Here is a 14682-nt window from a genome sequence, read left to right as displayed (position 1 = left end):
GATGGCGGGGGAGGGGACCGTGCGGCTGCGGCCGCCGAACAACAGGCTGAACGAGCGGGCCGTCGGCTGGTGGCGGGCCCAGTGCCTGCTCACGACGCTGGTGCCGGTGGCCGTGCTCGCGGTGCTGGGCGCGGTCATCGCGCCCGCCCGGGGCTGGCTGCTGACCGCCGCCGTTGCGGGGGCGGTTCTCGGCCTGGCCGGCACGGTCTTCTTCCCCGCCTGGTGGTACCGGGTGCACCGCTGGGAGGTCACGGACGAGGCGGTCTACGTCCGCACCGGCGCGCTCTGGCAGGAGTGGCGGATCGCGCCCATGTCCCGGATCCAGACCGTGGACACCGTGCGCGGACCGCTGGAGCAGGCGTTCCGGCTCGCCACGGTCACCGTCACCACCGCCTCCTCCAGGGGCGCGATCAGGATCGAGGGCCTGGACCACGAGCTCGCGGCGGAGCTGGCCGCGCAGCTGACCCGGATCACGCAGACCACGCCCGGGGACGCCACATGAGCGACGGCTGGCTGCGGCTCGACCGGCGCACCGTCCTCGTCACCGCCGCCGTCATGACCGGGGTCGCGGGCGGCGCCGGCCTGCCGATCCTGTTCGGCCTCGCCGGCGACATGCCGTGGTGGCAGGCGCTCGGATGGGTCCTGGCAGGGGCCGTCCTCCTCATCATGGGCGGCGCGGGCGCGGACTACGTACGGTGGCGGCGCACGCGGTACCGGATCGGCCCGGAGCGCGCCGAACTCCACACGGGGCTGCTGCTGATAAAGCGGCGCTCGCTGGCACGGGAGCGCATCCGCAGCGTCGATCTGACGGCCAATCCGCTCCTGCGGATACTCGGCCTGGTCAAGGTGCGGATCGGCACGGGGGAGCACACCGGCGGCGGCGAGTCCACGCTGGAGCTCGACCCCGTCAGCAGGACGGAGGGCGAGCGGCTGCGGCGTGAGCTGCTGGCCCGCGCAGTGGTGGACGCCCCGGGGACCCACCGGGAGGGTGAACTGGCGGCCTTCGACCCCGCCTGGATCCGGTACGCACCGGTGTCGTTCGTCGCCCCCCTGCTCGGCGGCGCGGCGGCCGGTGCGGTCATGCAGGTCAGCAAGTGGTTCGGGGCGCAGGGCGAGGTGATCGACTGGATAGCCGAGCGCTTCCAGGACACCCCGGTCTTCTGGGTGGTCGTCGTGCTGGCCCTCGGGGCTCTGCTCGCCGGGGTCGTGGGGGCGCTCGGACTCTGGGTCGAGATGTGGTTCAACTACCGGCTGGAGCGTGAGCCCGGCGGCACCCTGCGAGTCCGCCGCGGGCTCTTCACCACCCGGTCGATCTCCATCGAGGAGCGGCGGCTGCGCGGGGTCGAGCTCGTCGAACCGCTCGGGGTGCGGCTGTTCGGCGCGGCGCGCGTCGATGCGGTCGCGACCGGTCTGGTGAACGACGAGGAGGACCAGCACACCGACCTCAAGACGCTCCTGCCGCCCGCGCCACGAGCCGTCGCGGACGAGGTGGCGGCGCTGGTGCTGCGCGAGACCGCCGCGCCGACGGGTGCGCCGCTGATCCCGCATCCGCGCGCGGCCCGTACGCGCAGGCTGCGCTGGGCACTCGGCGCGGCGCTGCTGCCGCTGGTGACCCTGACCGTGCTGGGGCTGCTGCTCACCGAGGTCCTGCTCTACGTCGCCGCGGCCTGCGCGGTGGTGTTCCTGCCGTTCGCGGTGCTGCTCGCCCTGGACGCGTACCGGAGCCTGGGCCATGCGATCAGCGGCGACTATCTGCTGGCCCGCTCCGGAACGGTCCGGCGCGGGACCGTTGCGCTCCAGCGCGGTGGGGTCATCGGCTGGACGCTCAAACAGTCCTGGTTCCAGCGCCGCGCGGGGGTCCTCACGCTGACGGCGACGACCGCGGCGGGCGACGGGGCGTACTCGGTGTACGACGCCGATGAGCACGAGGCGCTCGACTTCGCCTCCCACGCGGTCCCGGGTCTGCTGGCCCCCTTCCTGGACCGTGCCTCCCACCCCTGACGGAGGCCCCCCCGGCGCCGCGGTAACCCTTCGGCGGGGCCCGCGGTGTGGGCGGTACCGCGGGGTGGGCCCGGCGTGTCCGTCCTCGAGCGCCGGACCGGCTGAGCGTGCCCCGAAGGACTCCGGCCCGGTTCCGCACGTGCGGAACCGGGCCGGAGGGGTGGGGCAGGGGGCCCGTGGGGTCAGGGTGACGCCGGCGGGTAGAGGCTTCGCGGGAGCTGGGACGCCGCTGCCGAGTCGAGGAGCCACAGCGTCCTCGACCGGCCGTACGCACCCGCCGCCGGAGCCTGGATCTCCCCGGCGCCCGACAGGGCGATCCTCGCCGCGTTCGCCTTGTCCTCGCCCGCCGCGAGCAGCCACACCTCACGTGCCGCGCGGATCGCCGGAAGTGTCAGCGAGATGCGCGTCGGCGGCGGCTTGGGCGCGCCGTGGACGCCGACGACGGTCCGCTCCGTCTCCCGGACGCCCGGAAGCTCGGGGAACAGGGACGCGACGTGCGTGTCCGGGCCGACGCCGAGCATCAGGACGTCGAAGGTGGGCACGTCACCGTGGTCCTCGGGGCCGGCCGCGGCGGCGAGTTCCGCCGCGTAGGCCGCCGCCGCCGCGTCCGCGTCCTTGCCGTGGGGGCCGTCGGACGCGGGCATCGCGTGGACCCGGGGCGGGTCCAGCGGGACCGAGTCCAGCAGGGCCTCGCGAGCCTGGGTGACGTTGCGCTCCGGGTCGCCCTCGGGCAGGAAGCGCTCGTCCCCCCACCACAGGTCGAGCCGCGACCAGTCGATCGCGTCCCGCGCGGGCGCCGCGGCGAGAGCGGCCAGCAGGCCGTTGCCGTTGCGCCCGCCGGTGAGGACGACCGACGCGTAGCCGCGCGCGGCCTGGGCGTCCACGATCTTCGTGATCAGCCGGGCCGCCGCGGCCTGTGCCATCAGCTCCTTGTCCCGGTGGACGACGAGTTGAGGGGCACTCACTTCGCCGCCGCCTTCTTGGCCGGGGCCTTCGCCGAGGTCTTCTTCGCCGCCGAAGCCGCCGAGGCCTTCGCCGCCGCGGCCTCGCCGCCGTCCGCCGCCTCCGCCGACGACTCCTCGCCGAGCCGGTCGACCCCGTACCGCAGCGCCGACGCGTACGTGTCGTCCGGGTCCAGCCGCCGCAGCTCCTCCGCGATCAGCTCCGCCGTGTCACGCCGCTTCAGCGCCACCGCACGGTCGGGCTGGTCCTGGATGGACAGCGTCGCCAGCGACCCGTCCGCCCGGTCCAGCACGATCGGGCCGCAGCTCGTGGTCAGCCGTACGGCCGTGAGCCCGGGACCCGCCGACACCGAGCGCTTGACCGGCACCCCCAGCCGGTCCGCGAGCCACATCCCGAGCAGTTCGCAGCTCGGGTTGAACTCCTCGCCCTCCACCTCGGCCGCCGTGACCTCGCACGTCACCTGGTCCAGGGCAGCCGCCAGCATCGAGCGCCACGGGGTGATCCGGGTCCACGACAGATCCGTGTCCCCCGGGGTGTAGGCCTCGGCGCGGGCCGTGAGCTCCTGGATCGGCTGCTCGCAGGCGTAGGTGTCGGTCACCCGGCGCTGCGCCAGCGCGCCCAGCGGGTCGGACGCCGGATCCTGGGGCGCGGCCACCGGCCACCACACCACGACCGGAGCGTCCGGCAGCAGCAGCGGCAGGACCACGGACTGGGCGTGGTCGATGACCTCGCCGTAGAGCCGCAGCACGACCGTCTCGCCGGTGCCGGCCTCGACGCCGACGCGCACCTCCGCGTCGAGGCGCGCCTTCGCACGGTCGCGCGGCGAGCGCGAGATCCGCTTGATGACGACGAGCGTGCGCGAAGGGTGCTCGCGGGACGCGTCGTTGGCCGCCTTCAGCGCGTCGTAGGCGTTCTCCTCGTCCGTGACGATGACCAGCGTGAGGACCATGCCGACGGCCGGCGTGCCGATGGCCCGCCGTCCCTCCACCAGGGCCTTGTTGATCTTGCTGGCGGTGGTGTCCGTAAGGTCGATCTTCATGGCCGACGCCAGCTCCGTCCGTCTCGTGCGAGCATTTCGTCCGCCTCGACCGGACCCCACGTCCCGGCCGGATACTGCGCGGGCTTGCCGTGCTTGTCCCAGAACTGCTCGATCGGGTCGAGGATCTTCCAGGACAGCTCGACCTCCGCCAGCCTCGGGAAGAGGTTGGAGTCACCGAGCAGGACGTCCAGGATCAGCCGCTCGTACGCCTCGGGGCTGGACTCCGTGAAGGACTCGCCGTACGCGAAGTCCATCGACACGTCCCTGACCTCCATCGACGTGCCCGGCACCTTCGAGCCGAACCGCATCGTCACGCCCTCGTCCGGCTGGACCCGGATCACCAGGGCGTTCTGCCCCAGCTCCTCGGTGGCCGTGTGGTCGAAGGGGGAGTGCGGAGCGCGCTGGAAGACGACCGCGATCTCGGTGACACGGCGTCCGAGCCGCTTGCCGGTGCGGAGATAGAAGGGCACGCCCGCCCAGCGGCGGTTGTCGATCTCCAGTTTGACGGCCGCGTACGTGTCGGTCTTCGACTTCGGGTCGATGCCCTCTTCCTGGAGATAGCCGACGGCCTTCTCGCCGCCCTGCCAGCCCGCCGTGTACTGCGCGCGGAGCGTGTTCGCCGCCAGGTCCTTGGGCAGCTTCACCGCGCCCAGCACCTTGGTCTTCTCCGCGGCCAGCGCGTCCGCGTCGAAGGAGGCGGGCTCCTCCATCGCGGTCAGCGCGAGCAGCTGGAGCAGGTGGTTCTGGATGACGTCGCGGGCGGCGCCGATGCCGTCGTAGTAGCCGGCGCGGCCGCCGATGCCGATGTCCTCGGCCATGGTGATCTGTACGTGGTCGACGTACGACCGGTTCCAGAGCGGCTCGAAGAGGGTGTTGGCGAAGCGGAGGGCCAGGATGTTCTGGACGGTCTCCTTGCCCAGGTAGTGGTCGATGCGGAACACCTGGTCCGGCGCGAAGACCTCGTGGACGATCGAGTTGAGCTCTATCGCTGAGGCGAGGTCGTGGCCGAAGGGCTTCTCGATGACGGCGCGCCGCCAGCAGCCGTTCTTCTGCTCGGCCAGTCCGTGCTTCTTGAGCTGCTGGACGACGTTGGGGAAGAACTTCGGCGGCACGGAGAGATAGAAGGCGAAGTTGCCGCCGGTGCCCTGGGCCTGGTCGAGCTCCTCGATCGTCTTCTTCAGCGTCTCGAACGCGTTGTCGTCGTCGAAGTTGCCCTGGACGAAACGCATTCCCTGGATGAGCTGCTGCCACACCTCCTCACGGAAGGGGGTGCGCGCGTGCTCCTTGACAGCCTCATGGACTTCGTGGGCGAAGTCCTGGTCGTCCCACTCACGGCGGGCGAAGCCGACGAGCGAGAAGCCCGGCGGCAGCAGCCCGCGGTTGGCGAGGTCATAGACGGCAGGCATCAGCTTCTTGCGGGACAAATCGCCGGTGACGCCGAAGATCACCAGGCCCGACGGCCCCGCGATACGCGGGAGCCGTCGGTCCGCGGCGTCACGAAGCGGATTGGCTCCGTGTGCGGGGGTCAAGGTCTTTCAGCCTTCCGAAGGAGCGAGGCGTTCGAGTTCCGCCTCCGTCGACTTGAGCAGGTCGTTCCAGGACGCCTCGAACTTCTCGACGCCCTCGTCCTCCAGCAGCTGCACCACGTCGTCGTACGAGATCCCGAGCTTCTCGACGGCGTCGAGCTCGGCGCGCGCCTGCTCGTACGTATCGCGCACCGTGTCGCCCGTGATCTGCGCGTGGTCAGCGGTCGCGTTCAGGGTTGCCTCCGGCATGGTGTTCACCGTGCCCGGGGCGACCAGCTCGTCCACGTACAGCGTGTCCTTGTAGGCCGGGTCCTTGACACCGGTCGAGGCCCACAGCGGACGCTGCTTGTTGGCCTGCGCCTTGTCCAGCGCGAGCCAGCGGTCCGAGGAGAAGACCTCCTCGTACGCCTGGTACGCGAGCCGGGCGTTGGCCAGAGCCGCCTTGCCGCGCAGCCCCTTCGCCTCGTCCGTGCCCAGCGCGTCCAGCCGCTTGTCGATCTCGGTGTCCACGCGGGACACGAAGAACGACGCCACCGAACGGATCTTCGACAGGTCCAGGCCGGCGGCCTTCGCCTTCTCGAGACCGGCCAGGTAGGCGTCCATGACCTCGCGGTAGCGCTCCAGCGAGAAGATCAGCGTGACGTTGACGCTGATACCGAGGCCGATGACCTCGGTGATCGCCGGCAGGCCCGCCTTGGTCGCCGGGATCTTGATGAAGGTGTTCGGCCGGTCCACCAGCCAGGCCAGCTGCTTGGCCTCGGCGATCGTCGCCCTCGTGTTGTGCGCGAGGCGCGGGTCGACCTCGATCGACACCCGGCCGTCCTGACCGCCCGTCGCGTCGAAGACCGGACGCAGGACGTCCGCCGCGTCCCGCACGTCCGCCGTCGTGATCATGCGGAGGGCTTCCTCGACGGTCACCTTGCGCGCGGCGAGGTCCGCGAGCTGCTGCTCGTAGCCGTCGCCGGACGAGATGGCCTTCTGGAAGATCGACGGGTTGGTGGTGACGCCGACGACGTGCTGTTGGTCGATCAGCTCGGCGAGGTTGCCGGAGGTGATCCGCTTGCGCGACAGGTCGTCGAGCCAGATCGCCACGCCTTCGTCGGAGAGGCGCTTGAGTGCGTCTGTCATGAGAGTTGCATCTCCTACTAGTCGTGTACCGGCGTCAGCGCGCGGCGGCGGCGATCGATTCCCGGGCGGCGGCGGCCACCGCTTCGGGGGTGAACCCGAACTCGCGGAAGAGCACCTTGCCGTCGGCCGACGCACCGAAGTGCTCCAGCGAGACGATCCGGCCGGCGTCGCCGACGTAGCGGTACCAGGTCAGACCGATCCCGGCCTCGACCGCCACACGCGCCCTCAGCGACGGCGGCAGGACGCTGTCCTTGTAGGCCTGGTCCTGCTCCTCGAACCACTCCACCGACGGCATCGAGACGACGCGCGTCGGGATGCCCGCGGCCTGCAGCTGCTCGCGCGCCTCCACGGCCACGTGCACCTCGGAGCCCGTACCGATCAGCACGACCTGGGCGTCCGCGCTCTGCCCGTCGGCCCCCTCGGCGTCGAACAGGACGTAACCGCCCTTCGCCGCGTCCTCGTTGGGCTCGTACGTCGGCACGCCCTGGCGGGTCAGCGCCAGTCCGTGCGGCGCGCCCACGCCGAACTTCTTGGTCCAGCGGCGGAGGATCTCGGCCCAGGCGATCGCGGTCTCGTTGGCGTCGGCCGGGCGCACGATGTTCAGACCCGGGATGGCGCGCAGCGAGGCCAGGTGCTCCACCGGCTGGTGGGTGGGGCCGTCCTCGCCGAGGCCGATCGAGTCGTGTGTCCAGACGTACGTCACCGGAAGGTGCATCAGCGCGGACAGCCGCACCGCGTTGCGCATGTAGTCGGAGAACACCAGGAAGGTGCCGCCGAAGACCCGGGTGTTGCCGTGCAGCGTGATGCCGTTCATCGCGGCGGCCATCGCGTGCTCGCGGATGCCGAAGTGGATCGTGCGGCCGTACGGATCGGCCTCGGGCAGCGGGTTGCCCTTCGGGAGGAACGACGACGTCTTGTCGATCGTCGTGTTGTTCGACCCGGCGAGGTCGGCGGAGCCGCCCCACAGCTCGGGGATGACCTCACCCAGCGCCTGCAGCACCTTGCCGGACGCGGCACGGGTGGCCACACCCTTGCCCGCCTCGAACACCGGGAGCTTCTCCTCCCAGCCGGTCGGCAGCTCGGTCGAGCGGATCCGGTCGAACTCGGCGGCGCGCTCCGGATTGGCGCTGCGCCACTCGGCGAAGGTCTTCTCCCACTCGCCACGGACCTCACGGCCGCGGTCCAGGGCCTTGCGGGTGTGTGCGATGACCTCGTCGGAGACCTCGAAGGACTTCTCCGGGTCGAAGCCGAGGACGCGCTTGGTGGCCGCGACCTCGTCGTCGCCGAGCGCCGAGCCGTGCGCGGCCTCGGTGTTCTGCGCGTGCGGGGCGGGCCAGGCGATGATCGAGCGGGCCGCGATGAAGGAGGGGCGCTCGGTCTCCTCCTGGGCCGCCTTCAGCGCCCGGTAGAGACCGGCCGGGTCCAGGTCGCCGTTCGGGAGCTGCTCCACACGCTGGACGTGCCAGCCGTACGCCTCGTACCGCTGCAGCGTGTCCTCGGAGACGGCGGTCGCGGTGTCGCCCTCGATCGAGATGTGGTTGTCGTCCCACAGCAGCACCAGGTTGCCGAGCTTCTGGTGACCGGCCAGCGAGGACGCCTCGTGGGAGATGCCCTCCTGGAGGCAGCCGTCACCGGCGATGGCCCAGATGGTGTGGTCGAACGGGGAGGTGCCCGGCGCGGCGTCCGGGTCGAACAGACCGCGCTCGTAGCGGGCGGCCATCGCCATGCCCACGGCGTTGGCGACACCCTGGCCCAGCGGGCCGGTCGTCGTCTCGACGCCCACCGTGTGCCCGTACTCCGGGTGGCCCGGGGTCTTGGAGCCCCAGGTGCGGAAGGACTCGAGGTCGTCCAGCTCCAGGCCGTAGCCGGCCAGGTAGAGCTGGATGTAGAGAGTCAGGCTGGAGTGACCCGCGGAGAGCACGAACCGGTCACGGCCGGTCCAGTCCGCGTCGGCGGGGTCGTGCCGCATCAGCTTCTGGAAGAGGACATACGCCGCAGGGGCCAGGCTCATGGCCGTACCCGGATGGCCGTTGCCGACCTTCTGTACGGCGTCAGCGGCAAGGACACGGACGGTGTCCACGGCCCGCTGGTCCAATGCGGTCCACTCGAGGTCTGTGGTGGTCGGCTTGGTGCTCACCCTGAGTCAGGGCTCCTCTCCACATGTTCGGTCCCGGTGACGACAGGTGTACCGGGCGCTGTCGAGCCTACCCTCGCAGCAGGGGGCGTCCTTGTCGGAGCACGTCTCTCCCCTCGGACACGGAGTCCGCACTTGCCAGGGTGCGCTCCGCGGCCCGACTTCGCCTCTCGTCGGCTCTCGTCGGCGGTTTCACCGGTGAGTACGCAGCGGGGCCCTGCACCGCTCAACACGACCCCACCCCCGCGAAGATCAGCATGCGGCCAACGTCTAGAGTGGCGTGGTACGCGCAAGTCTTCACGGGTATTCACGCCCCCATAGCCCCCCGGCATGGGAGGGAGGTATCCCCGGGAGCTTGCTGGGAATTCTCTGTCAGGGGTGTGCGTGACGGCCGTCGAGTCCCGACCCGCAGGGGTCGTCTTGACTCCCAGCCCAGGGGGCCATCGGCCATTCGGGGCCCGCGTCAAGGCATTCGTGGCGCTCACGAAGCCGCGGATCATCGAGCTGTTGCTGATCACCACGGTCCCCGTGATGTTCCTGGCCGCGCAGGGCGTGCCGGACCTCTGGCTCGTCGTCGCGACCTGCGTCGGCGGGTACCTGTCCGCGGGCGGCGCGAACGCGCTCAACATGTACATCGACCGCGACATCGACGCCCTCATGGACCGCACGTCGCAGCGCCCGCTGGTCACAGGCGTGGTTACGCCCCGCGAGGGCCTGGTCTTCGGCATCACCCTCGCCGTGGTCTCCACCCTCTGGTTCGGACTCCTGGTCAACTGGCTGTCCGCGGCGCTCTCGCTGGGTGCGCTCCTCTTCTACGTCATCGTCTACACGATGCTGCTGAAGCGGCGCACCGCGCAGAACATCGTGTGGGGCGGCATCGCCGGCTGCATGCCGGTGCTGATCGGCTGGTCCGCCGTCACGAACTCGATGTCGTGGGCAGCGGTCATCCTCTTCCTGGTCATCTTCTTCTGGACGCCGCCGCACTACTGGCCGCTGTCGATGAAGGTCAAGGAGGACTACGCCCGCGTCGGCGTGCCGATGCTCCCGGTCGTCGCCTCCAACAAGGTCGTCGCACGCCAGATCGTCCTCTACAGCTGGGTCATGGTCGCCGTCTCCCTGCTGCTGACGCCGCTCGGCTACACGGGCTGGTTCTACACGGCGGTGGCGCTGCTGACGGGCGGCTGCTGGCTGTGGGAGGCGCACGCCCTGCAGAGCCGCGCGAAGGCCGGCGTGACGGGCGGCAAGCTCAAGGAGATGCGGCTCTTCCACTGGTCGATCACGTACGTCTCGCTGCTGTTCGTGGCCGTGGCCGTGGATCCCTTCCTGCGCTGACGCGCGGCTCGCCGTCGACCCGTCGGCTCGCCGTTGAAGGGCGTGGCCCAGGCCACGTGGCCTGAGTGTCGCCAGTCGATCTACCCGCGAGTAGCATCCTGGTCATGGCAGACACGCAGGTTGACGAGAAGCAGGCGAAGCAGGCCGCGAAGGCGGAGCGCAAGGCGGCGAAGCTCGCCAAGCAGATCGGCGCCTTCGCCAAGGCGCACGGCGGCGCCGAGGGCCAGCTCGCGTACATCGGGCAGATGGGCACCCGCATCGTGCTCGTCGGCGAGGACGGCGGGTGGGGCGACCTGGTCGCGCCGAGCCACGCGATCGCGGTCAGCGCCGCGGAGAAGTCCGGCATCACGATGCACGAGTCCTTCGACGGCGACTTCGCGGCGAAGGTCCGCACGGGCCGGTACGAGTGGACGCGCATGGCCGGCATCCAGGTGGGCGGCCCGTCCAACGACTGACCCGCGGCGGTTCCGGGTCCGGGTGGGGGGCGTGCGCGGGGGCGTGAGCCGCTGCGCGGAGCCTTTCCCCACCCCGCCCCTTCCCGAACCGGGTCTCCGCCCCGGACCCCGTACGGCCTTCGGCCGTGTTCGCGCAGGACGGGCTGGTTCTCGGGGCTTCGCCCTGAACCCGATTCCGGGGGCTGCGCCCACCGAACCCCGCGGCTCGAACTTCCCCTACGCCCTGAGGGCGTGGGGGCGCGCTGGTGCAAGCGACCGGACCTTCCAGGACGTGACCGGTACCGTCCGGTCGGACCGGGGGTCCGTCCTCCGCCTCCAGGCCCAGGGACGTGATCACTGCCGGCCAGTCGTCACGGGCGTCCCTCGTCCAACGCCGGACGGGCTCCATTGGGGCCCGCCGGCCCTACGCCCTGTGGTCGTGAGGGACCTCCGTGTCCCGAGCGCCGGCGGCGAGGCTTGTCGTCCGGGGCGAAGCCCCGAGAAGCAGCCCGTCCCGCGTTCCCGGACACGGCCGAAGGCCGTACGGACCCCGGGGCTTGCCCCGGTTCGGGAAGGGGCGGGGTGAAGAGAAGACCCGCCGCAGGCGCCCCGCCCGGCCGTGCGTGGGGATCGGGGCAACACCTCGCGCGGGGCTCACCCGTTAGGACGTGTGGAAGCACGTCCACCGCTGGGAGCCCCGGATGATCGATACGCCGTCCATGGTGGATCAGTACTGTCACGGCGTCCTCCGCACCGAGCTCGGTCTCGGCACCTTCGAGGCCCATCTCGGCAGGACCGCCGGGCCGCCCGCGCCCGGGACCACCTTCTTCGACACGCAGACCGGCTTCGCGGTGCGCCGCTGGTGTCCGCCACTGCTCGGGCTGGAGCCGCACTGCCAGCCTGCCCGTTACCTCGCCCGGCGCCGGGAGCTCGGGGTCCTGGAGTCGGGCAGGCGGCTGCTGCGGGCCACCGGAATCGCCACCTATCTGGTGGACACCGGGCTGCCCGGGGACCTCACCGGACTCCCCGAGATCGCCGCCGCGGGCGCGGCCGACGCCCATGAGATCGTCCGGCTCGAGCAGCTCGCCGAGCAGGTCGCCGACACCTCCGGTACCGTCGACGGCTTTCTCGCCAACCTCGCCGAGGCCGTGCACGGAGCCGCCGACTCGGCCGTCGCCTTCACCTCCGTCGCCGGCGTACGGCACGGGCTCGCGCTCGCCCCCGAGCCGCCGGGCCCCGGCGAGGTGCGCGGTGCGACGGGACGCTGGCTGGCCGGGCGTCAGGTCGGCGGCCGGCTCACCGATCCCGTACTGCTGCGGCATCTCCTCTGGATCGCCGTCGCCTCCGGGCGCCCCCTGCAGCTCCACGTCGGCGTCGACGATCCGCTGCTGCTCACGGACTTCGCGGCGGCCACCTCGGGCCTCGGCACCGATCTCGTCCTGCTGCACGGCTATCCGTACCACCGGCACGCCGCCCATCTGACGAGCGTCTTCCCGCACGTGTACGCGGACGTCGGGCCCGCGCTCGCCCACACGGGGGCCGGGGCCGCAACGGTGCTCGCGGAGATCCTGGAGCTGGCGCCGTTCGGGAAGCTGCTGTTCTCCAGCGGCGCCCGCGGGCTGCCCGAACTGCATGTGGTCGGGGCGCGGATCTTCCGGGAGGCGCTCGGCCGGGTGCTGAACGGCTGGGTGATGGACGGCGCGTGGTGCCGTACGGACGCCCAGCGGGTCGCCGAGATGATCGCGGCGGACAATGCCCGCCGCCTCTACGGACTCGCCGGCTGAGCGGGCCGCCCGGTCAGGCCACCGGGACCGCCTGGTCCTGCTGCGCCGGGATCGCCGCGGTGTCCAGCGGCCGCTCCCGCAGGCACAGCGCCAGCCGGAGCACCGCGATCCACATCAACGAGGAGCCGAGCATGTGGATGCCGACCAGCACTTCGGGCACATCGGTGAAGAACTGCACATAGCCGACGGCGCCCTGCGCGAGCAGCACGATCAGCAGCTCGCGCGCACGGGCCCGGGTGTCGTCGGGTGCGTCCACGACCCGCAGCACGAGCCACATCGCCACGGCGAGCGCGCACACCAGCCAGGCCAGCGCGGCGTGCACATGAGCCGCGTCCACCCAGTCGAACGGCATCCGGGGCACATCGCTGCTGTCGCCCGCGTGCTTGCCGGAGCCCGTCACCGTCGTACCGGCCGCGATCAGCAGCGCGGAGGCGCCGGCCAGCACCCAGGACAGCTTCCGCACCGGGCGCGGGACCCGCGGCCGCGGCGCGCTGTCGCCCTCGCACGACCGGAGCCAGGTGATCGTGGCCACCGTCAGCAGCGCGTTCGCGAGCAGGAAGTGCCCGGCGACGGTCCAGGGGTTGAGCCCGGCCCACACCGTGATCCCGCCGATGACCGCGTTGCCCATGACGATCCAGAACTGCGCCCAGCCGAGCCTGACCAGCCCGCGCCGCAGCGGCTTCGTGGCCCGCGCCGCGATGATGGCCCAGCCGACCGCCGCGCACAGGACGTACGTCAGCATGCGGTTGCCGAACTCGATCGCGCCGTGGATACCCTGCTCCGGCGTCGCGAACAGGCTGTCGTCCGTGCACTTGGGCCAGGTGTCGCAGCCGAGGCCGGAGCCGGTCAGCCGGACCGCGCCGCCGGTGACGATGATGGCCACGCTCATCACGACGGCGGCGAGCGCGGCGCGCCGGACGGTCCGGGGGGACGGCGTCCAGCGCTGGGCGATGTAGGCGAGGGGGGTCTGCACGGCGACTATCGTAGGCGCCCGCTTGTGCACGGATTCACGTGGGTGGGCATGTCCGGACAGACCACCACCACCGTCATGGGCGGCGGGGCCCGGACCCCGCCGCTGCCGGGATCCGGACCGCACCGCGTTCACCCTGCTCGGTGGCCCCACAGCCACTCCGCCGCCCCGAGGTCGTCCGTGGCCCGGCGGCTGAACACCTCGTCGCGCAGCAGTGCGGCGACCCCGTCGACGTGCCACATCTCACCCCAGACGCGGGCGGTGGACTGGACGCGGGCGGTGCGCGGGGCACGCTCGGCCGCGTACTCCTCCAGTGCGGAAGGCCAGGCGACCGTGCCGTCGGGGCCGGAGTGGCGGGTGGCCGATGCGGCGAGCGCGGCGGCGTCCTCGATGGCCTGGCAGGCGCCCTGCGCCAGGTACTGGAGCATCGGGTGTGCCGCGTCGCCGAGCAGCGCCACCCGGTCCTTGGCCCAGGAGGCGATCGGCTCGCGGTCGGCCATCGGCCACCAGCGCTCGCGGCCCAGGCCGGGCAGGGCGCGGCGCACGGGCTCGCAGGTCGCGGCGAACACCTGCTCCAGCTCGTCGGGCCCGCCCCACCGCTCCGCGCCGTCGTCGAACCGCGGGCTGCGGAAGACGCCCACCTGGTTGTAGAGGGAGCCCGAGCGCAGCGGGTACTGCACCAGGTGCAGCCCGGGGCCCATCCAGACGAGGACGTCGCGCAGGTTCGCGCCGCCCGCGACGTCCTCGATCGGGACCGTCCCGCGGTAGGCAACGTAGCCCGACTGGACCGGCTCGTCGTCCGAGAACAACGCGCGCGTGCGCGAGTGCAGACCGTCGGCGGCGACGACCGCGCCGCCCGTGTACGCGGTGCCGTCACCCGTGCGGACCGTCACCGAGTCCGGGTGCTGGTCGATCTCCTCGACGCGGCGGCCGGTCACCAGCTCGGCGCCCGCCCCGACGGCGGCGTCGACCAGGATGTCCAGCAGGTCGCTGCGGTGGACGACGACGTACGGGCCGCCGAAGTGCTCCTCGTACGCCCGGTCCAGGCGGACGCGGGTCAGCTCCCGCCCGTCGACCGCGTTGTGGAAGACGAGGTGGCCGGGACGGACGCCGGCCTCGAGGACCCGGTCGAGTACGCCGAGCCGGCGCAGGACGCGGGTCGCGTTGGGTGCCATCTGAAGGCCCGCGCCGACCTCGGTGAAGGCGGGGGCCTGTTCCAGCAGCGTCACCTCGCGGCCGGCGCGGCGTGCGGCGAGGGCCGTCGCCGTGCCGCCGATGCCGCCGCCGATGACGATGAGCCTGTCGTTGCTCATGACGTGTTCCTTTGCAGGGTGTTGCAGGGTCGGGCCGGCCGGGACCCGTTCGCCGGGT

At 71.9% G+C, this 14682-nt stretch carries 12 protein-coding genes; 5 read left to right on the top strand and 7 right to left on the bottom strand.

All coding sequences use genetic code 11. From position 1 onward, the window contains the following. The first annotated feature begins 1 nt into the window (after position 1). Entirely contained in the window at positions 2-502 is a 501-nt protein-coding gene (locus tag ACFV9O_RS02665) for a PH domain-containing protein (RefSeq protein ID WP_385411332.1), read from the top strand. Continuing rightward, positions 499-2001 carry a PH domain-containing protein gene (locus ACFV9O_RS02660; protein ID WP_385411330.1) on the top strand — a complete coding sequence of 501 codons (1503 nt, stop codon included), beginning with the start codon at positions 499-501 and terminating at the stop codon, positions 1999-2001. Before ACFV9O_RS02665 ends, ACFV9O_RS02660 begins: the two co-directional genes overlap by 4 nt. Positions 2002-2183: 182 nt before the next feature. Here ACFV9O_RS02660 and pgl read toward each other — a convergent pair whose 3' ends face one another. From pgl to tkt, 5 genes are read right to left on the bottom strand one after another with little or no spacing between them, the layout of a single operon-like run. Further along, positions 2184-2966 carry a 6-phosphogluconolactonase gene (gene pgl, locus ACFV9O_RS02655; RefSeq protein WP_385411328.1) on the bottom strand — a complete coding sequence of 261 codons (783 nt, stop codon included), beginning with the start codon at positions 2964-2966 and terminating at the stop codon, positions 2184-2186. Beyond that, positions 2963-4003 (bottom strand): glucose-6-phosphate dehydrogenase assembly protein OpcA, encoded by a 1041-nt coding sequence (opcA, locus tag ACFV9O_RS02650; protein WP_385411327.1) that lies wholly within the window; start codon positions 4001-4003, stop codon positions 2963-2965. The genes pgl and opcA overlap by 4 nt, the downstream gene beginning before the upstream one ends. Continuing rightward, positions 4000-5532, bottom strand: coding sequence for a glucose-6-phosphate dehydrogenase (gene zwf, locus ACFV9O_RS02645; protein WP_385411326.1), 1533 nt, complete (start codon positions 5530-5532; stop codon positions 4000-4002). Before zwf ends, opcA begins: the two co-directional genes overlap by 4 nt. Before the next feature lie 6 nt (positions 5533-5538). Further along, positions 5539-6657, bottom strand: a complete 1119-nt coding sequence (tal, locus tag ACFV9O_RS02640) for a transaldolase (RefSeq protein WP_385411324.1) — start codon at positions 6655-6657, stop codon at positions 5539-5541. 34 nt (positions 6658-6691) lie between these two features. Then, the gene (tkt, locus tag ACFV9O_RS02635; protein ID WP_385411323.1) at positions 6692-8794 is read right to left on the bottom strand and encodes a transketolase; all 2103 of its coding nucleotides are present in this window, start codon (positions 8792-8794) and stop codon (positions 6692-6694) included. 381 nt (positions 8795-9175) lie between these two features. On the opposite strand from tkt, the gene ACFV9O_RS02630 reads away from it, so the two are divergent. The 3 genes from ACFV9O_RS02630 (at position 9176) to ACFV9O_RS02620 (ending at position 12341) form a co-directional block, all read left to right on the top strand. Continuing rightward, positions 9176-10123 carry a heme o synthase gene (locus tag ACFV9O_RS02630; protein ID WP_385411321.1) on the top strand — a complete coding sequence of 316 codons (948 nt, stop codon included), beginning with the start codon at positions 9176-9178 and terminating at the stop codon, positions 10121-10123. Between the two features lie 104 nt (positions 10124-10227). Continuing rightward, positions 10228-10578 carry a hypothetical protein gene (locus ACFV9O_RS02625; RefSeq protein WP_385411320.1) on the top strand — a complete coding sequence of 117 codons (351 nt, stop codon included), beginning with the start codon at positions 10228-10230 and terminating at the stop codon, positions 10576-10578. A 680-nt stretch (positions 10579-11258) separates the two neighbouring features. Continuing rightward, a complete protein-coding gene (locus ACFV9O_RS02620; RefSeq protein ID WP_385411319.1) occupies positions 11259-12341 on the top strand; it encodes an amidohydrolase family protein in 1083 nt (360 codons plus the stop codon). Between the two features lie 13 nt (positions 12342-12354). On the opposite strand, the gene ACFV9O_RS02615 is transcribed toward ACFV9O_RS02620, so the two are convergent. Both ACFV9O_RS02615 and ACFV9O_RS02610 read right to left on the bottom strand, forming a co-directional pair. After that, a complete protein-coding gene (locus ACFV9O_RS02615; protein WP_385411776.1) occupies positions 12355-13323 on the bottom strand; it encodes a heme A synthase in 969 nt (322 codons plus the stop codon). A gap of 119 nt (positions 13324-13442) precedes the next feature. Then, positions 13443-14624 carry an FAD-dependent oxidoreductase gene (locus tag ACFV9O_RS02610; RefSeq protein WP_385411318.1) on the bottom strand — a complete coding sequence of 394 codons (1182 nt, stop codon included), beginning with the start codon at positions 14622-14624 and terminating at the stop codon, positions 13443-13445. Positions 14625-14682 lie beyond the last annotated feature (58 nt).

The sequence above is a fragment of the Streptomyces sp. NPDC059909 genome, assembly GCF_042730885.1.
GTDB lineage: Bacteria > Actinomycetota > Actinomycetes > Streptomycetales > Streptomycetaceae > Streptomyces.
Note: the sequence above shows the minus strand (reverse complement) of the source record. Positions and strands in the feature narration are given on the sequence as shown.

What these genes read in the sequence shown, in the direction of transcription:
- ACFV9O_RS02665 (WP_385411332.1), top strand. Translation starts at nt 2, where the DNA reads ATGGCGGGGGAGGGGACCGTGCGGCTGCGGCCGCCGAACAACAGGCTG.
- ACFV9O_RS02660 (WP_385411330.1), top strand. Translation starts at nt 499, where the DNA reads ATGAGCGACGGCTGGCTGCGGCTCGACCGGCGCACCGTCCTCGTCACC.
- opcA (WP_385411327.1), bottom strand. Translation starts at nt 4,003, where the DNA reads ATGAAGATCGACCTTACGGACACCACCGCCAGCAAGATCAACAAGGCC.
- tal (WP_385411324.1), bottom strand. Translation starts at nt 6,657, where the DNA reads ATGACAGACGCACTCAAGCGCCTCTCCGACGAAGGCGTGGCGATCTGG.
- ACFV9O_RS02625 (WP_385411320.1), top strand. Translation starts at nt 10,228, where the DNA reads ATGGCAGACACGCAGGTTGACGAGAAGCAGGCGAAGCAGGCCGCGAAG.
- ACFV9O_RS02620 (WP_385411319.1), top strand. Translation starts at nt 11,259, where the DNA reads ATGATCGATACGCCGTCCATGGTGGATCAGTACTGTCACGGCGTCCTC.
- ACFV9O_RS02610 (WP_385411318.1), bottom strand. Translation starts at nt 14,624, where the DNA reads ATGAGCAACGACAGGCTCATCGTCATCGGCGGCGGCATCGGCGGCACG.